The sequence below is a fragment of the Pseudomonas sp. 10S5 genome (assembly GCF_035019745.1).
Classification (GTDB): Bacteria; Pseudomonadota; Gammaproteobacteria; order Pseudomonadales; family Pseudomonadaceae; genus Aquipseudomonas.
The window spans coordinates 70,133-85,693 of record NZ_JASJVL010000003.1; the positions used below are offsets into that span (position 1 = coordinate 70,133).

The window sequence follows — 15,561 nt, forward strand, 5'->3', positions numbered from 1 at the left end:
CCGTATCGCACCTGCCGGATGCCTGGGTTAATTACTCAGCTCACCTTGACGGTGCTCAGCTCGGCGCCGTCCTCGCTCATCACGTGGGTGGCGCAGGCCATGCACGGGTCGAAGGAGTGCAGGGTGCGCAGGATTTCCACCGGCTGATCGGGGATGGCCACCGGGGTGTTCATCAGTGCGGCTTCAAACGCGCCGATCTGTCCCTTGGCATCACGCGGGCTGCCGTTCCAGGTGCTTGGCACCACGCACTGGTAATTCTCGATGCGCCCGTCCTTGATGCGAATCCAGTGACCCAATGCGCCACGCGGTGCGGCGACGATACCGACACCTTTTGCTTCTTTCGGCCAGGTCGCCGGGTCCCATTTCTCCACGTTGGCGGTGGAGCGGTCGCCGTTGCGGATGTTGGTCATTAGCTCGTTCCAGTCGTCGACCATCAGCTCGGCGCAGTATTCGGCTTCCAGCGCGCGGGTCAGGGTGCGGCCGATGGTGCTCGGCAGCAAAATCTTGGCGCTGTAGTCGGTCGCAACCATGCCGAGGGTTTTCGGCAGGTCGTGGTTGACCGCTTGCATCGCGCCGTCGAGCTGTTCTTTGATGCGCTGGGCGTGGGGGTTGCCTTGGACAGCATGGGCATAGCCAAGGATGTAGCGAGCCAATGGCCCGACCTCCATGGCATGACCGCGCCAGCGAGGGGATTTGACCCACGAGTATTTCGCGCTTTCGTCGACTTCCTCAATGGCGGTGCGAGTGCCTTTGGTTTTGGCGCCCAACTCGTAGTTGGCTTCAGTGATGCCATCCCACGGGTGCAGGCCCTTGTCGTTATCCGGGTAGTTGTACCAAGAGTGGGTGACGAATTCTTGCACCTGTTCAGGGTCGCGCGGGTCAACCGGGTGAATCTCGTTCCAGTTGCCGTTGAGAATCGCGCCGCCCGGCAGTTGGTTGGTGCTCTCGTCGTAATTGACCTTCGGGTAGTTGCCGTAGTCCATCACGTTGGTCGCCGCCAGACCGCCCCCATGCAGCCAGCCTTTCTGTTTGTAAATGGTGCCGATGGCCAACACGTCGGGTACATAAACGTTTTTGCAAAAGGTCAGCGCTTCATCGATACGGGCACGAACGAAGTTCAGCCGCTCCATGTTCAGCGGCGCCCCGGCGGCCAAATCGCCGTCGATGTTAATGGCGCACGGCACGCCGCCTACCAGGTAGTTCGGGTGCGGGTTCTTGCCACCAAAGATGGTGTGAATCTTGACCCACTCTTTTTGCAGGTCGAGGGCTTCCAGGTAATGCGTGACCGCCATCAGGTTGGCTTCGGGCGGCAGTTGGTAGGCCGGGTTACCCCAGTAACCGTTCATGAACGGGCCGAGCTGGCCGCTCTCGAAAAACTTCTTCAGGCGGTTCTGCACGTCACGGAAATAGCCCGGCGACGACAGCGGGTGGGACGGCGAAACCTGTTGCTGCAATTCCGATGTGCGCTTGGGGTCAGCCTTGAGTGCCGACACCACATCAACCCAGTCCAACGCGTGCAGGTGATAGAAGTGCACTGCGTGGTCGTGGATTTGAAGGGTCTTGGCCATCATTTCGCGGATCAAGTGAGCGTTCGGCGGGATACGAATACCCAGCGCATCTTCCACCGCACGGACCGAGGCCAGCGCGTGACAACCGGTGCACACGCCGCAAATACGCTCGACGAACGCCCAGGCGTCACGTGGGTCACGGCCTTTGAGAATGACCTCCAGGCCACGCCACATGGTGCCGGTGGAGACCGCGTTACGAATGATGTTGTTGGCGTCGAGATTGACCTCGACGCGCATGTGGCCTTCGATACGGGTCACGGGGTCAACGACGATGCGTCGGCCAGTGCTGTTCAGGTCGAAACCCTGGGTCGAATAGTTGCTCATCGCTGGTCGTCCTGTCTTGTCGCTGGAGCGTCATGCGGCGCAATGGGCGCCTTGCTGCTACTGGCGCGTTTGAGTGCTGTCACGGCGGCATGCGCGGTGGCTGCGGCGCCGACGGCGACACCGGTAGCGAGGCCGATTTGATCGGCATTGGCTTCCACGCCAAAGGCGTTGATGTCCGTCAGGTGCTGATAGAACGAGCCTTTGTCCCAGAAACCTTCCTCGGAGCAACCAATGCAGCCATGGCCGGATTGAATCGGAAAACTGGTGCCGCCGTTCCAACGCACGGTCGAACAGGCGTTGTAGGTGGTCGGGCCCTTGCAGCCGACTTTGTAAAGGCAGTAACCCTTACGCGCGGCGTCATCGTCCCACGCTTCAACAAACTGGCCGGCGTCGAAGTTCGGACGGCGGTAGCATTTGTCGTGGATGCGCTGGCTGTAGAACATTTTTGGCCGGCCCTGACGATCCAGCTCAGGTAAGCGGTCGAAGGTCAGCATGTAGGTGATGACCCCGGTCATCACTTCGGCAATCGGCGGGCAGCCTGGCACTTTGATAATCGGTTTATCGAAAATCACTTTGTGGATCGGCACCGCTTGGGTCGGGTTCGGCTTGGCCGCCTGTACACAACCCCAGCTGGCGCAGGAGCCCCAGGAGATGATGGCCTTGGCATCTTTGGAGACGCGCTTCAACTGTTCAATGAACGGCTTGCCGCCAATGATGCAGCTCATGCCGTCCTGGTTCAGCGGCGGGTTACCTTCAACGGCAAGAATGTAATTGCCTTTGTATTTGGTCATGACCTCATCAAGGATCGCTTCGGCCTGATGCCCGGCAGCGGCCATTAAAGTGTCGTCGTAATCCAGCGAGATCATCGACAGCACCACGTCCTTGGCCAGCGGGTGTGCGGAGCGAATGAACGATTCAGAACAGCAGGTGCACTCCAATCCATGAAGCCAAAGCACCGGTGTACGCGGCTTGTTTTCCATCGCCCATGCGATTTTTGGCATGAACGCAGGGCCAAGCCCCAATGACGTCGCGGTCAGCGAACAGAACTTGAGAAAGCTCCGACGTGAGATGCCCTGTCTGCGCATCACTTCATAAAATGTTTCCATCACCTAATTTCTCCTCCCCAGGAATTGTCTTCTACTGAGGCTGCACGCTGTTTTTAAGTTAAAAGCCATGCGGGCCCTGTCGGACAGACGAGGAAACGTCTGCCAGCAGGCGCGAGCGTTGATTCGGGGTGTGGGTTTTGCGTAAAAGAGGGCGCAGCCGTGCGCAAAGGATCAAGGTGGCTGCAATCGACATGGGCGGTTCAACTAATGAAAGTAATACCTGGTAACTACAAGACCTGTGCCATTTCGTCGCGGGTTAGACCATCGGCTATAAAACTTTGTTATCTGACTGTTTTTAAAGAATTTTATTTATTTTTGTCAGTAGGCGCGTGGACGCTGAATAAACGTGGATGGACACTTTATTTCCACTGCTTCGCTGTACTGGCAACGAAGTGTTCACTTGGAGGGTGTGAGGCGTGGCGCAATGACATCAGGCGGCGGGGTGATTTAGATCCAGGCGGTCGTAGCCTTTGAAGCGGTAGAACAGCAGGGAAAAGATCCACGTTACGGCGAACAGTCCGACGATCAGGTAGCCAAGCAAGCCGAAATTATCGTTCAGTGATGCGATCACGTCCCACGCGCCACCGTCCAGATTCAGGTGCGAGGCCAGCAAGTTCGCCGCTTCCAGTCCGCCCACCAGCAGCGCCACTAATACTGATACGCAGGTGATGGTCAGGTTGTAGTAGAGCTTGCGCGCCGGTTTCACCAGCGCCCAGTGGTAGGCACCCGTCATCATCACGCTGTCGGCAGTATCGACCAGTGCCATGCCCGCAGTGAACAGTGCAGGGAAGACCAGGATCGACCAAATGGGTAAGTCTTGCGAAGCCTGTGCCGCAGAAATACCCAGCAAGCCGATTTCCGTAGCGGTGTCGAAGCCAAGGCCAAACAGAAAGCCCAGTGGGTAAAGGTGCCAGCTACGGCTGATCAGGCCGAACAGCGGTCGCACCAGCCGCGCAATCAGGCCACCACCGGCCAGCAGCGTATTCATTTCCTGTTCGCCGACCCGCTCGCCGCGCCGAACCCGGCGAAACGCGAGGTACACCGAACGCAGAATCACTAGATTGATCACCGCCACCAGCAGCAGAAATAGCGCGGAAACCGAGGTGCCGATCAAACCGCCGATACCGTGCAACGCCTCGATATTGGCCTTGAAGGTCGAGGCGGTCAGGGCGATGACCAAGGTGGCAAGGATCACAATGGTGCTGTGGCCGAGGGAAAAAAACAGGCCCACGGTGGCGGTGGGCTGGCCTTCTTGAATTAACTTGCGTGTGACGTTATCAATGGCGGCGATATGGTCCGCGTCCACGGCGTGACGCAACCCGAAACTGTAAGCGAGAAAGGCCGTACCCAGCAGCAGTGGGAAATCGCGAAAGGCGATGAAGGCCCAGATCCAGACCATAACGTTGACGGCGAACAAACCGGTGAAAATCACCACAACGCTGCGCTTAAAGGTCATCGGCGGTACGGCTTTAGCGATTCCGACGGTGTTGGATAGAGGCATGGGAACTCCGCAAGAAAGGGGGGCGCTCTGAAAATCAGAAAAAGCCTCATACAAACCCTGTGCCAGCCCGGTGCAGCAGCGCATTTAGGGAGGGGGACTTATATGTCTGGAAGCTGGTTTTGCACTGATTACGGCCAAGTGAATACTTACTTTGCAGCAGATGCCTTCTTTAGGAGCCAACTTGTTGCCGAGGGATCACCTCGCTGTGGCAGGTACGCCGCTTCGTTAACAAGTTCGCTTCTGCAGATTCAGTTAGGGCCGGGCAGAATCAATGTGAACTCCGCTCCGCCGTCCGGGTGATTGCCGGCAATCAAGCGGCCGCCGCAGCGTTCGATGATGCTGTAACTGATCGACAGCCCCAAACCGGTGCCTTTGCCAACCGGTTTGGTACTGAAGAACGGATCAAACACTTGCGTCAGATGTTCCACCGCAATGCCGCCGCCGTTATCACGCAGTCTTAATGTGACCCAACGGGAGTCCTGCTCGACGCTTATCCACAGCTCCGGCGTTTCGCGCCCGGTGGCTTGGGCGGCGTCGTAAGCGTTTTGCATCAGGTTCATCAGCACCTGCAGCAATTGCCCACTGTTGCCATGCACCGCAGGCTCGCCGCTGGGTTGCCAGTGAACCTGCAGGTCCGGCGCGATGCCACGGGTGATCCAGTGAATGCCCCGCTCGACGACTTCGTTAAGTGCCACCTCGCCCAGCGACTCGCGATCCACCGCAGAAAAGCGCTTCAGCGCGCTCACAATGTCGGCCGTCCGTTGCGCGCCTTCGATGGTGCCCTCGATCAATGACGGCAGGTCAGCCAGCAGTGGATCGATGCGCAGTTGTCGGCGCAAGGTTTCACGAACCTCCAACGGCTCGTTAGCGTTGACCGCCTCTAGATAACGCTCCAGGCGCTCGCGGTAGCCGCCCAGCACATGGACATTGGCGAGCACGAAGCTGATTGGGTTGTTAAGTTCATGGGCGACCCCAGCGACCAAACGCCCCAGCGAGGCCATTTTCTCCGCGTGCAGCAATTGTTGTTGAGTACGCTTGAGAGCCTCGTGGGCTTCATGCAATTGCCGATAGGCGTGCTTCAACTCACCGAGCGGGCGCCCGACCAGCACATGTCCGACACAACGGCCGGTGCCAACGCTGCGTACAGTGCAACTGATGTCCACCGGCAGCGGCGCACCGAGAGCATCTTTGAAGTTCAGTTCCAGGGTAGCGCTGGTATTGGGCCGACGCAGTCCGTCGAGGGTCTTGCGCAGCTGTTCTTCACTGTGGGTGTCGGCCAGCAAAGCGTAAACCGGGCTGCCGAGCAGCGCCTGTTCGTCGCGCCCTACCAATTTGCGCAGGGCATTGTTGGATTCTTCGATACGACCCTCGGGGTCGCAGGCCAACAGCACGTCGGACATGGACGACAGCAGCCCGGCGATGAACTGCTGCGACTGTTCCAGCTCGGCGTTCTTTTCTTCCAGGGCGATTTCGTCTTGCACCAGCTGCGAATAGACCTCGTCCATCTTGCCGATCACTTCGAGCCAAGCGTCCTCGTCGAGGGTGCCGGGCGGAGCTTTGCGCGCCATGGCGTTCTCCCGGTTCAATGCACTGTGCACACCATGCAAGGGTCGAATGAACGAACGATATGTTGCACTGCAACCGGCGTTTTTTCGCCGGGCAACACGATCGCGCCTTCCAGTGCTTGTTCTAACGCACCGGGCCGACCCTGGGCGTCTCGCGGGGAAAAATTCCAGGTGGTCGGGGCGATGATCTGGTAACTGGCAATGCGCCCTTGCTCGACCCGAAGCCAATGGCCCAAAGCACCGCGCGCCGCTTCAGTGAGGCCCACGGCGCTGCCATTGTCCGGCAGTTCGGCGGTGCGGTAGTAGGGTTCACCGGGGCGCAGGTCCTGCAACCATTGCTCCATCAGCGGCACCACGTGGGCCAGTTCCATCAGCCGCGCCAACACCCGGGTGTAAACCGTGGCCCCGCAACGGGCGGCGGCATCGCGCAACAATGGGTGTCCGGAGATCAACTGCCGGGCGAGGGCGCCGGTTTCGAGCACTGCCCCCGCCAGTCGGGGCGCTTTGTTCCAGGTATAAGCGGCAGGCTTTTCTACCAGCGGCTGGGTCTGGCCTTGGGCTGGATGCAGCGGGCCGCCGGCGTCATCCAGCCAGGCATGGGCGGCGTCCTCGCGAATATCCGACAGCTCCAGATCTTCTATCTGCTGCGTAACCCCATTCCAGACACCCTGCGGGAACGCCATCTGCCCGTCAGGTTGCGGATAGGCGCCATAAGACAAATAGCGCCCCGGCCCCGGCCCCGAATGTTCCAGACCACTGTCCAGCGCGATGTCGAGGAACTGGCGCAGGTCGCCTTGGCCCGGCGCTTCAGCCAGCCAGGCCCACAGTTCGTTTTCGCTGCCCAGCCCGATGATGCGCTCCAGAGGGCTGGCGAACAGCTCGGTTTCCAGGAACTGACGGAACTCGCGAACCCGCATCAGCAGGCGCATGCGCTCGGCGGCATCGATGGCGCGGGTCGAGCCGCCGGGGTGGATTGAACCGGTGTGCGGCCACTTGCCGCCCAAGGTGCCGATCAAGTCCAGCAAGCGTTTGCGCGCGGACAATGCCAAGCGTTGCTGGCTGCCGTGGCCCGGCGTGAAGCGCGCCTGAGCGGCGGCGTACCAGCGGCGTTCGGCATACACCGGGCGAACGAAGTCAGGCATGAAAAACAAGTAAAAATGACTCAGATGGTCGGCCAGATTTTCCGTCGCGGCCATCAGGTTGATCGTCGCCAGACCGTTATCCGGCGGTTGCACACCGGCCAGTGACGCCAGCGCACGGGCTGCGGCAATCGACTGCGAGACCGAGCAAATCCCGCAGATGCGCGGCGCGTACACCAGCGCATCAAGAGGTGAATGCTGTAATAGAATCTGCTCAAAGCCCCGAAACATCGTCGCGTTGACCTGCGCCGAACGCACGCGGCCATCCTCCACCTCGAGTTGCACTTCGAGGTCACCTTCGACGCGATTGAACGGACCCACCACCAAACGAGACATAAACGTTCCTAGCGCCGTGGAAGGCGCACGATGGGGGCGATGAGTTGATGGTCGGCCGTGGCGTTCAGCTTGACCCGTTTAGGCGTCGCCGACTTGGACAACGCAGACAGGGCGACAAACCAGGCTTTGGGCATATCAGTTGGCAAGCCGACGGGAATTCCGGCCACTTTGGGCGTTAGGTTGAACGCATGCCCCGGCTCCTCGAAGCCCGGCGCCGTGCAATTGATGCAGGCATAACCGCCCCGGGTGCAGGAACCTTCACCGTTCCACAGGCGCGTGTTGCAATCGGCGTGGGCCTGAGTGCCAACGCAGCCGAGGTTTTCCATCATGCAGCCAATGTCCGACGGCTTCTCGGCACTGGCCTTGTATTCGTAGAACTCGTTACGGGTGCAACCGTGATGAACCAACTGATCAGCGTAAAGCCGCGGCCGCGCGAGGATGTCCAGGTCAGACTCGACGAACAATCCCGCAGCCAAAGCCATGAGCGTGTCGGTGACCCAGCCCGGATGCGTCGGGCACCCGGCCACGTTGATCACCGGCAAACCTCGGCGTGAGCGGAAGTCGGCGCCCAGCAAGCCACCGATTCGGTGCCCATCGTATTGCAAGCCGCAGGCATTGGTGGGGTTGTTGCCGGCAGCGGTGATTCCGCCATATGCAGCGCAGGTGCCGATGCCCAATGTGTATTCGGCGACTTCGGCCAAATCCCGCACCCAGTCGATCATTGCCCGACCGCTGCCGGCCAGCATGTGAAAACGCCCGGTGCCGTTGGGCCCGCGCAGCAGCGAGCCTTCGATGCATAACGCATCCAGACGGGTACGGCCCTGCAAGCAGTCGTTGAGGATGTCGAGCATTTCGTCGCCACTTTCCAGCGACAGCGAGGGATGCCAGAGCAGCTCAATCCCGGCATTGCGCCACATGCCAGCGAAGTCTTGGGTGTCGGCGCACAGCAATGACATCGTGCAGCCACCGCAGCCGCCCGATTGCAGCCAAAGCACGTTGAACGCTTTACCTTCCATTACGACTCCTCCAGCCCGAAGCGGCGCAGCTTCTGGCGCAATCCTACGCGGGACAGACCCAACTCACGTGCCGCGTGGGTCTTGTTCCAACGATGACGCAATAGCGACTCTTTTAGCAGTGTGGCCTCAATGGCGTCGAGTTGCTCTTGCAAGGTGCCGGTCGAACTTGAAGTGGGAAGGCTGGCGGCCAGGGCAAGCCGGGCTTGACCCTGCAGTACCCGCCAAGAGAACGAGCGAGCATTGATTTGCGCGCCGTCGGACAGAGCTGCGGCGCGGTAGATCTCGTTACGCAGTTCGCGAATGTTGCCGGGCCAGGAATAGCCAATCAGGTTGGCCATGGCATCGCTGGCAAAATTCAGCCCCGGCAGGTCGAGCTCCAGACGGGCGTCGTCAAGCAGCTTCTTGGCTATCGGCAAAACATCAGCACTGCGTTCGCGAAGCGGCGGCAGCGCCAGACTGACGCCCGCCAGTCGGTAATAAAGATCGCTGCGAAAGCGCCCGGTGCGAACGTCTTCTTCCAGATCGCGGTGGGTCGCGGCAATCACCCGCACATCAACCCGCACCGTGCTGGATGCGCCGACGGGGCGTAGCTCGCCTTCCTGCAGAACCCGCAGCAACTTGACCTGAAACGCTGGAGAGGTGTCGCCAATTTCATCGAGCAACAGCGTGCCGCCATTGGCGCGTTGGAACAGCCCGATATGATCTTGATGAGCGCCGGTAAAGGCGCCGCGCTTGTGCCCGAAGAGCTCGGACTCCAGCAGGGTATCGGGCAACGCCGCACAGTTTTCCATGACAAACGCGTTGGCGGCGCGGGGGCTGGCATAGTGGATGCCGCGAGCCAGCAACTCTTTGCCAGTGCCTGACTCGCCCAGCAGCAGCACCGACAGGTCATAGCGGGCAACACGCGCCGCCATTTCACAAATCGCGTCCAGCGGGCCGCCAGCGGCGCGCACAATCCGTGAAAAATCGAAGGCCTCGCGAACCCGAGTAAGGGCTTCCTGGCTACGCCGCCGCAGTACTGGCGTACCGGCGCGCAGCTCAAGATCAAGTCGCTGCATGTGGTTTTGCAGCGACTGGCTTTCAACCGCGCTACGTACTGTGCTCAGCAAGTGGTCTGGCAACCAGGGCTTCAGCAGGTACTGATAAATTCCGGCGTGGTTGATGCCGTTGATGATGTCTTCTGAATCGGTGTAGCCGGAGAGGACAATCCGCACCGCTTGCGGCCAGCGCTCTCGGGCTTCCTTGAGGAACTCAATGCCACTCATGCCCGGCATGCGCTGATCACAAAGAATCACCGACACCGAATGCTGTTCGAGCAGCTTGCGCGCTTCAAGCGCCGAGTCCGCCAGAAGTACCTCAAATTCTGGGTTCAACACCCGCGACAACGATTCTCGCGAGCGCAATTCGTCGTCCACCACAAGAATTGTCGGCAGGTCGGATGGCGTGTCAGAGGCCGAAGTCATGGGCGGACAAAGAAGAGAATAAGAAGGTTCACGACGATGCCGCGCTGTTGCGAATGAGGGGCGATAGTAGCATGGCCGTGGTCGACGGGCGGGCTGCGCCCGAAAAGAACTTCAGGTATGCAAACCAAAAAAATGGTGCGGCAGACAGTTGCTCCTACAGAAATCTGCGAATCGCCAGAATCCGTGGGACCGAGTTCATTCGGGAAGAGGCCATGTCAGGCGTAAACGATGTCAATCTTTAAATCCACCCCCGAATACATTCGGTCCCACCGGGATTGGTTGTTCCTCGGTAGGAGCGAACGTGTTCGCGAGGCGGGGTAACTGATACAACCAGATGGATTTTTCGCCAGTTCAAGTTGGCCCCCACAGGTGTATGTCTACGCAACACTCGGTCCCAAATGTCGACCAACCCCTCAGCCGTCGACCTCATTTCGCCCCCTAAACGGCCAATCCACCACCGCCCCGCTAAACAACGCTACCCACACCAACACCGGCTGGAACGCCAACCTAGGGCCGTGATACCACCATCCCAGTACCATTTCGTTAATCGGCAGATGGTCAATCGCGTGTTTGATGTTCGCCGGAAACACACACACCGCGTATAGCGCCAGCATGACTCCGGCAAGTTTTCGAAAGCGTTGGGTCAATAACGCAACAGCCCCGATCAGTTCACACAAACCCGTGAAAATCACCGTGGCATGCGGGTAGGGCACCCAGTCGGGCACGATGCCGACGAAGCCGTCGGTGGCGTACAGGTGAAAGATGCCAGCGGTGAAGTAAAACACCGCGACCACCCCGCGCAGGATGCTACGAGTGCGCTCGCGTTTGCTGAGATCGGTCACGGCAGGTCCTTGTTCAAATGATCAGAAGATGTAATCGGTGGTCAGGAAGCTCGACTCGTGATTATGAATAATCTCGCTGAGCAGAGTCTTGTTCCCATCCTGAAACTTGGTCGCGACTAACGTTCGAATTGAAAACACCCGCAATGCGTCATGGACCGATAACGTTCCTTCAGCAGAGTTTTTCCGGCCGTTAAACGGGAAGGTATCTGGCCCACGTTGACATTGGGTATTGATGTTGATGCGTCCAACCTGGTTGGCGAAGGTATCTACCAGCCGCCCGATTTCAGCCGAGTCGTTGCCAAAGAGGCTCAGTTGCTGGCCGAAATCCGACTCAAGTACGTAGTCGATCACGGTGTCCAGATCGCGATAGGGAACGATGGGCACGACCGGGCCGAATTGCTCTTCGGCATAGATGCGCATCTCGGTGGTGACCGGGTACAGCACCGCCGGGTAGAAGAATGAGCTACGAATTTCTCCGCCCTTGGCGTTAACCACTTTCGCGCCTTTGCTGACGGCATCAGCCACCACTGAACTCAGGTAATCGGTTTTGCCTTTTTCTGGCAGCGGCGTCAGCGACACGCCGGGCTCCCAGGGCATACCGGGTTTGAGGGCCTCGAGTTTGCGGTTGTATTTCTCGATGAAGCTGTCCACCACCTCTTCGTGAACGAACAGAATCTTCAGCGCGGTGCAGCGTTGGCCGTTGAACGACAACGAGCCGGTCAGGCATTCACTGACGGCGTTGTCCAGATCCACGCTTGGCAGCACGATGCCGGGGTTCTTCGCGTCCAGGCCCAACGCCGCACGCAAACGGTGGGGTTTGGGGTGCAATTTTTTCAGGGCACTGGCGGCTTTGTTGGTGCCGATGAAGGCGAATATATCGACCTTGCCGCTGGCCATCAGCGCGCTGACGGTTTCCCGACCGCTGCCGTAGATCACGTTGATGACTCCCGCCGGGAAGCTGTCGCGGAAGGCTTCGAGCAGCGGGCGGATCAACAACACGCCCAGTTTGGCCGGTTTGAACACCACGGTATTGCCCATGATCAGCGCCGGAATCAGCGTGGTGAAGGTTTCGTTCAATGGATAGTTATAGGGGCCCATGCACAGGGCGACGCCCATGGGCACGCGACGGATCTGGCCGAGTGTGTCCTGCTCCAGCTCGAAACGGCTGGAGCGACGGTCCAATTCTTTGAGCGCATTGATGGTTTCGATGATGTAATCGCAAGTGCGGTCGAACTCTTTTTCCGAGTCCTTGAGGGTTTTGCCGATTTCCCACATCAGCAGGTTGACCACGGCCGTTCGCTGCTCTCGCATCCGAACCAGAAACGCTTCGACGTGCTGAATACGTTCGGCGACGCGCATGGTCGGCCAAACACCCTGGCCTCGGTCGTAGGCGTGAACGGCAGCGTCCAGCGCGGTCAAGGCGGTGGCGGCATCCAGCAACGGCGTGCTGCCGAGAATGACTTGCTCGTCACCGTGATCGGTCGCCAAGTGAACCGGGCTATGCACACGAGCCAGCGGCCCCGGCCAAATTTCCAATACACCGTTCACCAAGTACTCGCGCTGTTCGATTTCACCGTCGAGACGATAAATTTCCGGGATGTCGGCAGCGGTGGGAAACAGGTTGTCGAGAACGCTCGCGGTGATCATGGCTTAACCCCTAAATTGAAAACGTAACTTAAAAAATCAGTTCAATTGCGATTCACTTTCCAACGCAGCGACCTTTCTGTCCAGCACTGCCTGGCGGCGGCTGAATCAAACGTTGCCGTTTAGGACTTGCGAAACGCGGTGCATTTTGTGATTATCCGCACCCTGTATAGGTAGGGGGGGTAGGGTATGTCCCACATAGTGTCCAACAAAAACGAACTGCTGAAACGGGTGAAACGCATTGCCGGGCAGATCAACGCCGTGGAGCGCGCTCTGGAGTCCGACCAAGACTGCGCGAAGACCCTGCACTTGGTGGCGGCAACACGGGGTGCGATCAACGGCTTAATGGATGAACTCATTGAAGCCCACGCCCGTGAGCACGTGGCGAATCCAGAGTTGAGCGACGAAGAGCGCGCCATAGGCGTTGAAGAATTACTTGAAGCCATACGCCGGTATTCAAAATAGAAGGTCTACACGATGATGAGTTCACAGCTGAATCACACCCACGACCATGTTTTTTTGGGTGCGGCGCACGATGAAAATGCCCAGCGCACCCTATGGGTGGTAGCACTAACCGTGGTGATGATGGTCGGTGAAATTACGGCAGGTTATCTGACCGGTTCAATGGCTTTGCTCGCTGATGGTTTTCATATGGCAACGCACGCCGGGGCTTTGGGCATTGCAGCGGCGGCGTATAGCTACGCCAAGCGCAATGCAGCCAGTGCCCGATACAGTTTCGGCACCGGAAAAGTGGGTGATTTGGGCGGGTTTGCGTCGGCGCTGATACTGGGCCTGGTGTCCATAGGGATTGGTTTTGAGTCAGTGCTGCGGTTGTTTGAACCGACCCAAGTGCAATTTGGCACCGCGACGTTGATCGCAATCGTTGGTCTTGCCGTGAACATCGTCAGTGCGCTGTTGCTGTCCGGTAGCCATGGTCACCACCACCATGAGCACGGGCATGATCATGGTCATGACGCTCACGGCCACGGGGCCCACAGCCAAGACAACAACCTGCGCTCGGCCTATGTCCATGTGTTGGCGGATGCACTGACCTCCATTCTTGCCATCGCGGCCTTGCTCGCCGGTCGATATTTGGGTTGGGTCTGGCTGGATCCGGCGATGGGCGTGGTCGGCGCGTTGGTGATTGCGCGCTGGGCCTGGACGCTGATGCGTGACACCGCAGGGGTATTGCTCGACAAGACCGATGACCCTGTCGCGCAAGAAATTCGCGAGATTCTTAGCGAGACCGACGACGCGACGATTACCGATCTCCACGTATGGCGTGTCGGCCCTGAAGCACGGGCGGCGATTGTCAGCGTCCTGGGCAGTCCGGCGATCAACGCCGACATCATTCGCCAGCGATTGGCGCCGGTACACGAAGTGACGCACCTGACGGTGGAATACCGCACAGCCTAATGTCGGTCCCACCCTCAAATCGTCCATTGCCCGGAAACCTTGGCCAGCCGTTGGCGCATGTCGTCGATGTTGGCCGCCAATTGCAGCGACAATAAACGGTAGCCGTCCAGTGCCGAGTAAACCGGTGTGCTGGTCATGGGGTCTTTTTCCACTCCACTGACCGGCCGCTCAAGCCGCTCTGCGTTGCCGGTTTGCAGGGCGCGAGCCATGCCGACTAATTGCATGCGAATTTGTCGGTTTTCGGCTTGCAATGACACTTGTAGCGAGGCTATTGCCCGTCCGTCGTCGGTGGAAGGGCGGGTGCTGGCAAGGATTTCCAGAGTGCTGATGCACATCCGCAGATTGCGCTGGATCGCATCCAGTTGGCTCACCGAGATCTTCACTTCCTTGGACACCGAAGGCATTAGCGACCGCAATTGCACCATGGCGCCGTTCAAGCGGTTCATTAGCTTCAAATACTCATCGTTGGTGACCGATTGGCCACTGATGATCCGGGTATGCATCGCCGCGCAATCGCGTAGAGCACTGGCCAAGTTGTAGCGCCAGGAGAACACCGCATACAGTGGCAAGGCGAAGGAAAACGCCAGAGCCAGGACGATGCCGATCAGGATATCCACAGTGCGCCAAAGCCCATCGGCCACCGGATTGTCGCCATGCCCGGCGACGATAAAAACGGTGATTGCCGACAGCAATGCCGTGTAACCACCTTTGCCAATGGCGTGGTAGGCAAAAAAGCCGCACACCACCGAAATGCCGACGTAGGTGAGGGTCGGGCTGCCAAAAAAGGCGAACTGGGCAATAAACAGCAGGCCCACCGCTGCACCGATCAGCGTGCCGTACGCGCGTTCGGCGGCTTTTTTGCCGATGTTGCCGTGGTGTTGCAGGCCGCCAATCACCACCAACATGGTGATCGAGGCCCATTCGCCATGGGGCAGGTTGATACCGGTGGTCAGCAAGATCGACGCGAGTAAGCCCAGTGACACGCGCACCGAGTGAATCAGCCGCGCGTGACGGTAACGTCGATAGGGGTCCAGCAGCGGCCGCAGCATTTTGCGTAGCAGCCCAGGTAATCGCGAAGAACGGGCGTATTTCATCGGTTCAATCAGACCTTATTCTAGGGTGCACGGGTTGCATCAGAGGCCGAGACTCATGCCATTGGCGGGCAGCGGTAGCGCGGTTTTATAGCGCACCTGCTTTAGCGCAAAACTGGAGCGAATATTCGCCACGCCGGGTACTTTGGTCAGGAAGTCGAGCAGAAATCGCTCCAGCGATTGAATGGTCGGGACCAGCACCCGCAACATGTAATCTGGATCGCCGGCCATCAAATAACACTCCATCACCTCTGGCCGATCAGCGATGGCGTCCTCGAACACATGCAACGCTTCCTCGATTTGTTTTTCCAGGCTGACGTGGATAAACACATTCACATGCAGGCCCAATAACTCTGGGTCTAGGAGGGTGACTTGTTGACGGATAAGCCCCAGTTCTTCCATCGCCTTGACCCGGTTAAAACACGGAGTAGGGGATAGATTGACCGAGCGGGCGAGGTCAGCGTTGGTGACGCGGGCGTTCTCCTGAAGACTGTTAAGAATCCCTATATCGGTCCGATCCAGCTTTCTCATGAGAGAAATGCGCCTGTTT

13 protein-coding genes are annotated in these 15,561 nt (G+C 58.9%); 2 read left to right on the forward strand and 11 right to left on the reverse strand.

From position 1 onward, the window contains the following. Nucleotides 1-35 precede the first annotated feature (35 nt). The 9 genes from QN378_RS03480 to QN378_RS03520 form a co-directional block, all read right to left on the reverse strand. A complete protein-coding gene (locus QN378_RS03480; protein ID WP_323549444.1) occupies nucleotides 36-1,892 on the reverse strand; it encodes a nickel-dependent hydrogenase large subunit in 1,857 nt (618 codons plus the stop codon). Beyond that, entirely contained in the window at nucleotides 1,889-2,998 is a 1,110-nt protein-coding gene (locus tag QN378_RS03485; RefSeq protein ID WP_323549443.1) for a hydrogenase small subunit, read from the reverse strand. Before QN378_RS03485 ends, QN378_RS03480 begins: the two co-directional genes overlap by 4 nt. Before the next feature lie 430 nt (nucleotides 2,999-3,428). Then, nucleotides 3,429-4,499: a HoxN/HupN/NixA family nickel/cobalt transporter gene (locus tag QN378_RS03490; RefSeq protein ID WP_322202249.1), complete on the reverse strand. Its 1,071-nt coding sequence runs from the start codon at nucleotides 4,497-4,499 to the stop codon at nucleotides 3,429-3,431. A gap of 248 nt (nucleotides 4,500-4,747) precedes the next feature. After that, nucleotides 4,748-6,067, reverse strand: coding sequence for a sensor histidine kinase (locus QN378_RS03495; RefSeq protein WP_322202251.1), 1,320 nt, complete (start codon nucleotides 6,065-6,067; stop codon nucleotides 4,748-4,750). Between the two features lie 14 nt (nucleotides 6,068-6,081). Next, nucleotides 6,082-7,539 carry a nickel-dependent hydrogenase large subunit gene (locus QN378_RS03500; protein ID WP_322202253.1) on the reverse strand — a complete coding sequence of 486 codons (1,458 nt, stop codon included), beginning with the start codon at nucleotides 7,537-7,539 and terminating at the stop codon, nucleotides 6,082-6,084. Nucleotides 7,540-7,547: 8 nt separating this feature from the next. Next, nucleotides 7,548-8,555 carry a HupU protein gene (locus tag QN378_RS03505; RefSeq protein WP_323549442.1) on the reverse strand — a complete coding sequence of 336 codons (1,008 nt, stop codon included), beginning with the start codon at nucleotides 8,553-8,555 and terminating at the stop codon, nucleotides 7,548-7,550. Beyond that, nucleotides 8,555-10,018 (reverse strand): sigma-54 dependent transcriptional regulator, encoded by a 1,464-nt coding sequence (locus tag QN378_RS03510; RefSeq protein WP_322202257.1) that lies wholly within the window; start codon nucleotides 10,016-10,018, stop codon nucleotides 8,555-8,557. Before QN378_RS03510 ends, QN378_RS03505 begins: the two co-directional genes overlap by 1 nt. 413 nt (nucleotides 10,019-10,431) lie before the next feature. Next, entirely contained in the window at nucleotides 10,432-10,860 is a 429-nt protein-coding gene (locus tag QN378_RS03515; protein ID WP_322202259.1) for a DoxX family protein, read from the reverse strand. Between the two features lie 21 nt (nucleotides 10,861-10,881). Beyond that, nucleotides 10,882-12,504 (reverse strand): NADP-dependent glyceraldehyde-3-phosphate dehydrogenase, encoded by a 1,623-nt coding sequence (locus QN378_RS03520; RefSeq protein WP_323549447.1) that lies wholly within the window; start codon nucleotides 12,502-12,504, stop codon nucleotides 10,882-10,884. Nucleotides 12,505-12,693: 189 nt separating this feature from the next. On the opposite strand from QN378_RS03520, the gene QN378_RS03525 reads away from it, so the two are divergent. Together QN378_RS03525 and dmeF are read left to right on the forward strand one after the other, a co-directional pair. Beyond that, nucleotides 12,694-12,969: a metal/formaldehyde-sensitive transcriptional repressor gene (locus QN378_RS03525; protein WP_322202262.1), complete on the forward strand. Its 276-nt coding sequence runs from the start codon at nucleotides 12,694-12,696 to the stop codon at nucleotides 12,967-12,969. Between the two features lie 12 nt (nucleotides 12,970-12,981). Continuing rightward, nucleotides 12,982-13,920: a CDF family Co(II)/Ni(II) efflux transporter DmeF gene (gene dmeF / locus QN378_RS03530; RefSeq protein WP_322202264.1), complete on the forward strand. Its 939-nt coding sequence runs from the start codon at nucleotides 12,982-12,984 to the stop codon at nucleotides 13,918-13,920. A gap of 14 nt (nucleotides 13,921-13,934) precedes the next feature. Here dmeF and QN378_RS03535 read toward each other — a convergent pair whose 3' ends face one another. Both QN378_RS03535 and bkdR read right to left on the reverse strand, forming a co-directional pair. After that, the gene (locus QN378_RS03535) at nucleotides 13,935-15,014 is read right to left on the reverse strand and encodes an FUSC family protein (protein ID WP_322202266.1); all 1,080 of its coding nucleotides are present in this window, start codon (nucleotides 15,012-15,014) and stop codon (nucleotides 13,935-13,937) included. Between the two features lie 39 nt (nucleotides 15,015-15,053). Further along, complete coding sequence (gene bkdR / locus QN378_RS03540; protein WP_322202268.1) at nucleotides 15,054-15,542, reverse strand: Bkd operon transcriptional regulator BkdR; 489 nt, start codon at nucleotides 15,540-15,542, stop codon at nucleotides 15,054-15,056. Between the last annotated feature and the right edge of the window lie 19 nt (nucleotides 15,543-15,561).

Bases quoted from the DNA above. Each gene is read 5' to 3' on its own strand.
- QN378_RS03480 (WP_323549444.1), bottom strand. From the start codon at position 1,892: ATGAGCAACTATTCGACCCAGGGTTTCGACCTGAACAGCACTGGCCGA.
- QN378_RS03485 (WP_323549443.1), bottom strand. From the start codon at position 2,998: ATGGAAACATTTTATGAAGTGATGCGCAGACAGGGCATCTCACGTCGG.
- QN378_RS03490 (WP_322202249.1), bottom strand. From the start codon at position 4,499: ATGCCTCTATCCAACACCGTCGGAATCGCTAAAGCCGTACCGCCGATG.
- QN378_RS03495 (WP_322202251.1), bottom strand. From the start codon at position 6,067: ATGGCGCGCAAAGCTCCGCCCGGCACCCTCGACGAGGACGCTTGGCTC.
- QN378_RS03500 (WP_322202253.1), bottom strand. From the start codon at position 7,539: ATGTCTCGTTTGGTGGTGGGTCCGTTCAATCGCGTCGAAGGTGACCTC.
- QN378_RS03505 (WP_323549442.1), bottom strand. From the start codon at position 8,555: ATGGAAGGTAAAGCGTTCAACGTGCTTTGGCTGCAATCGGGCGGCTGC.
- QN378_RS03510 (WP_322202257.1), bottom strand. From the start codon at position 10,018: ATGACTTCGGCCTCTGACACGCCATCCGACCTGCCGACAATTCTTGTG.
- QN378_RS03525 (WP_322202262.1), top strand. From the start codon at position 12,694: ATGTCCCACATAGTGTCCAACAAAAACGAACTGCTGAAACGGGTGAAA.
- dmeF (WP_322202264.1), top strand. From the start codon at position 12,982: ATGATGAGTTCACAGCTGAATCACACCCACGACCATGTTTTTTTGGGT.
- QN378_RS03535 (WP_322202266.1), bottom strand. From the start codon at position 15,014: ATGAAATACGCCCGTTCTTCGCGATTACCTGGGCTGCTACGCAAAATG.
- bkdR (WP_322202268.1), bottom strand. From the start codon at position 15,542: ATGAGAAAGCTGGATCGGACCGATATAGGGATTCTTAACAGTCTTCAG.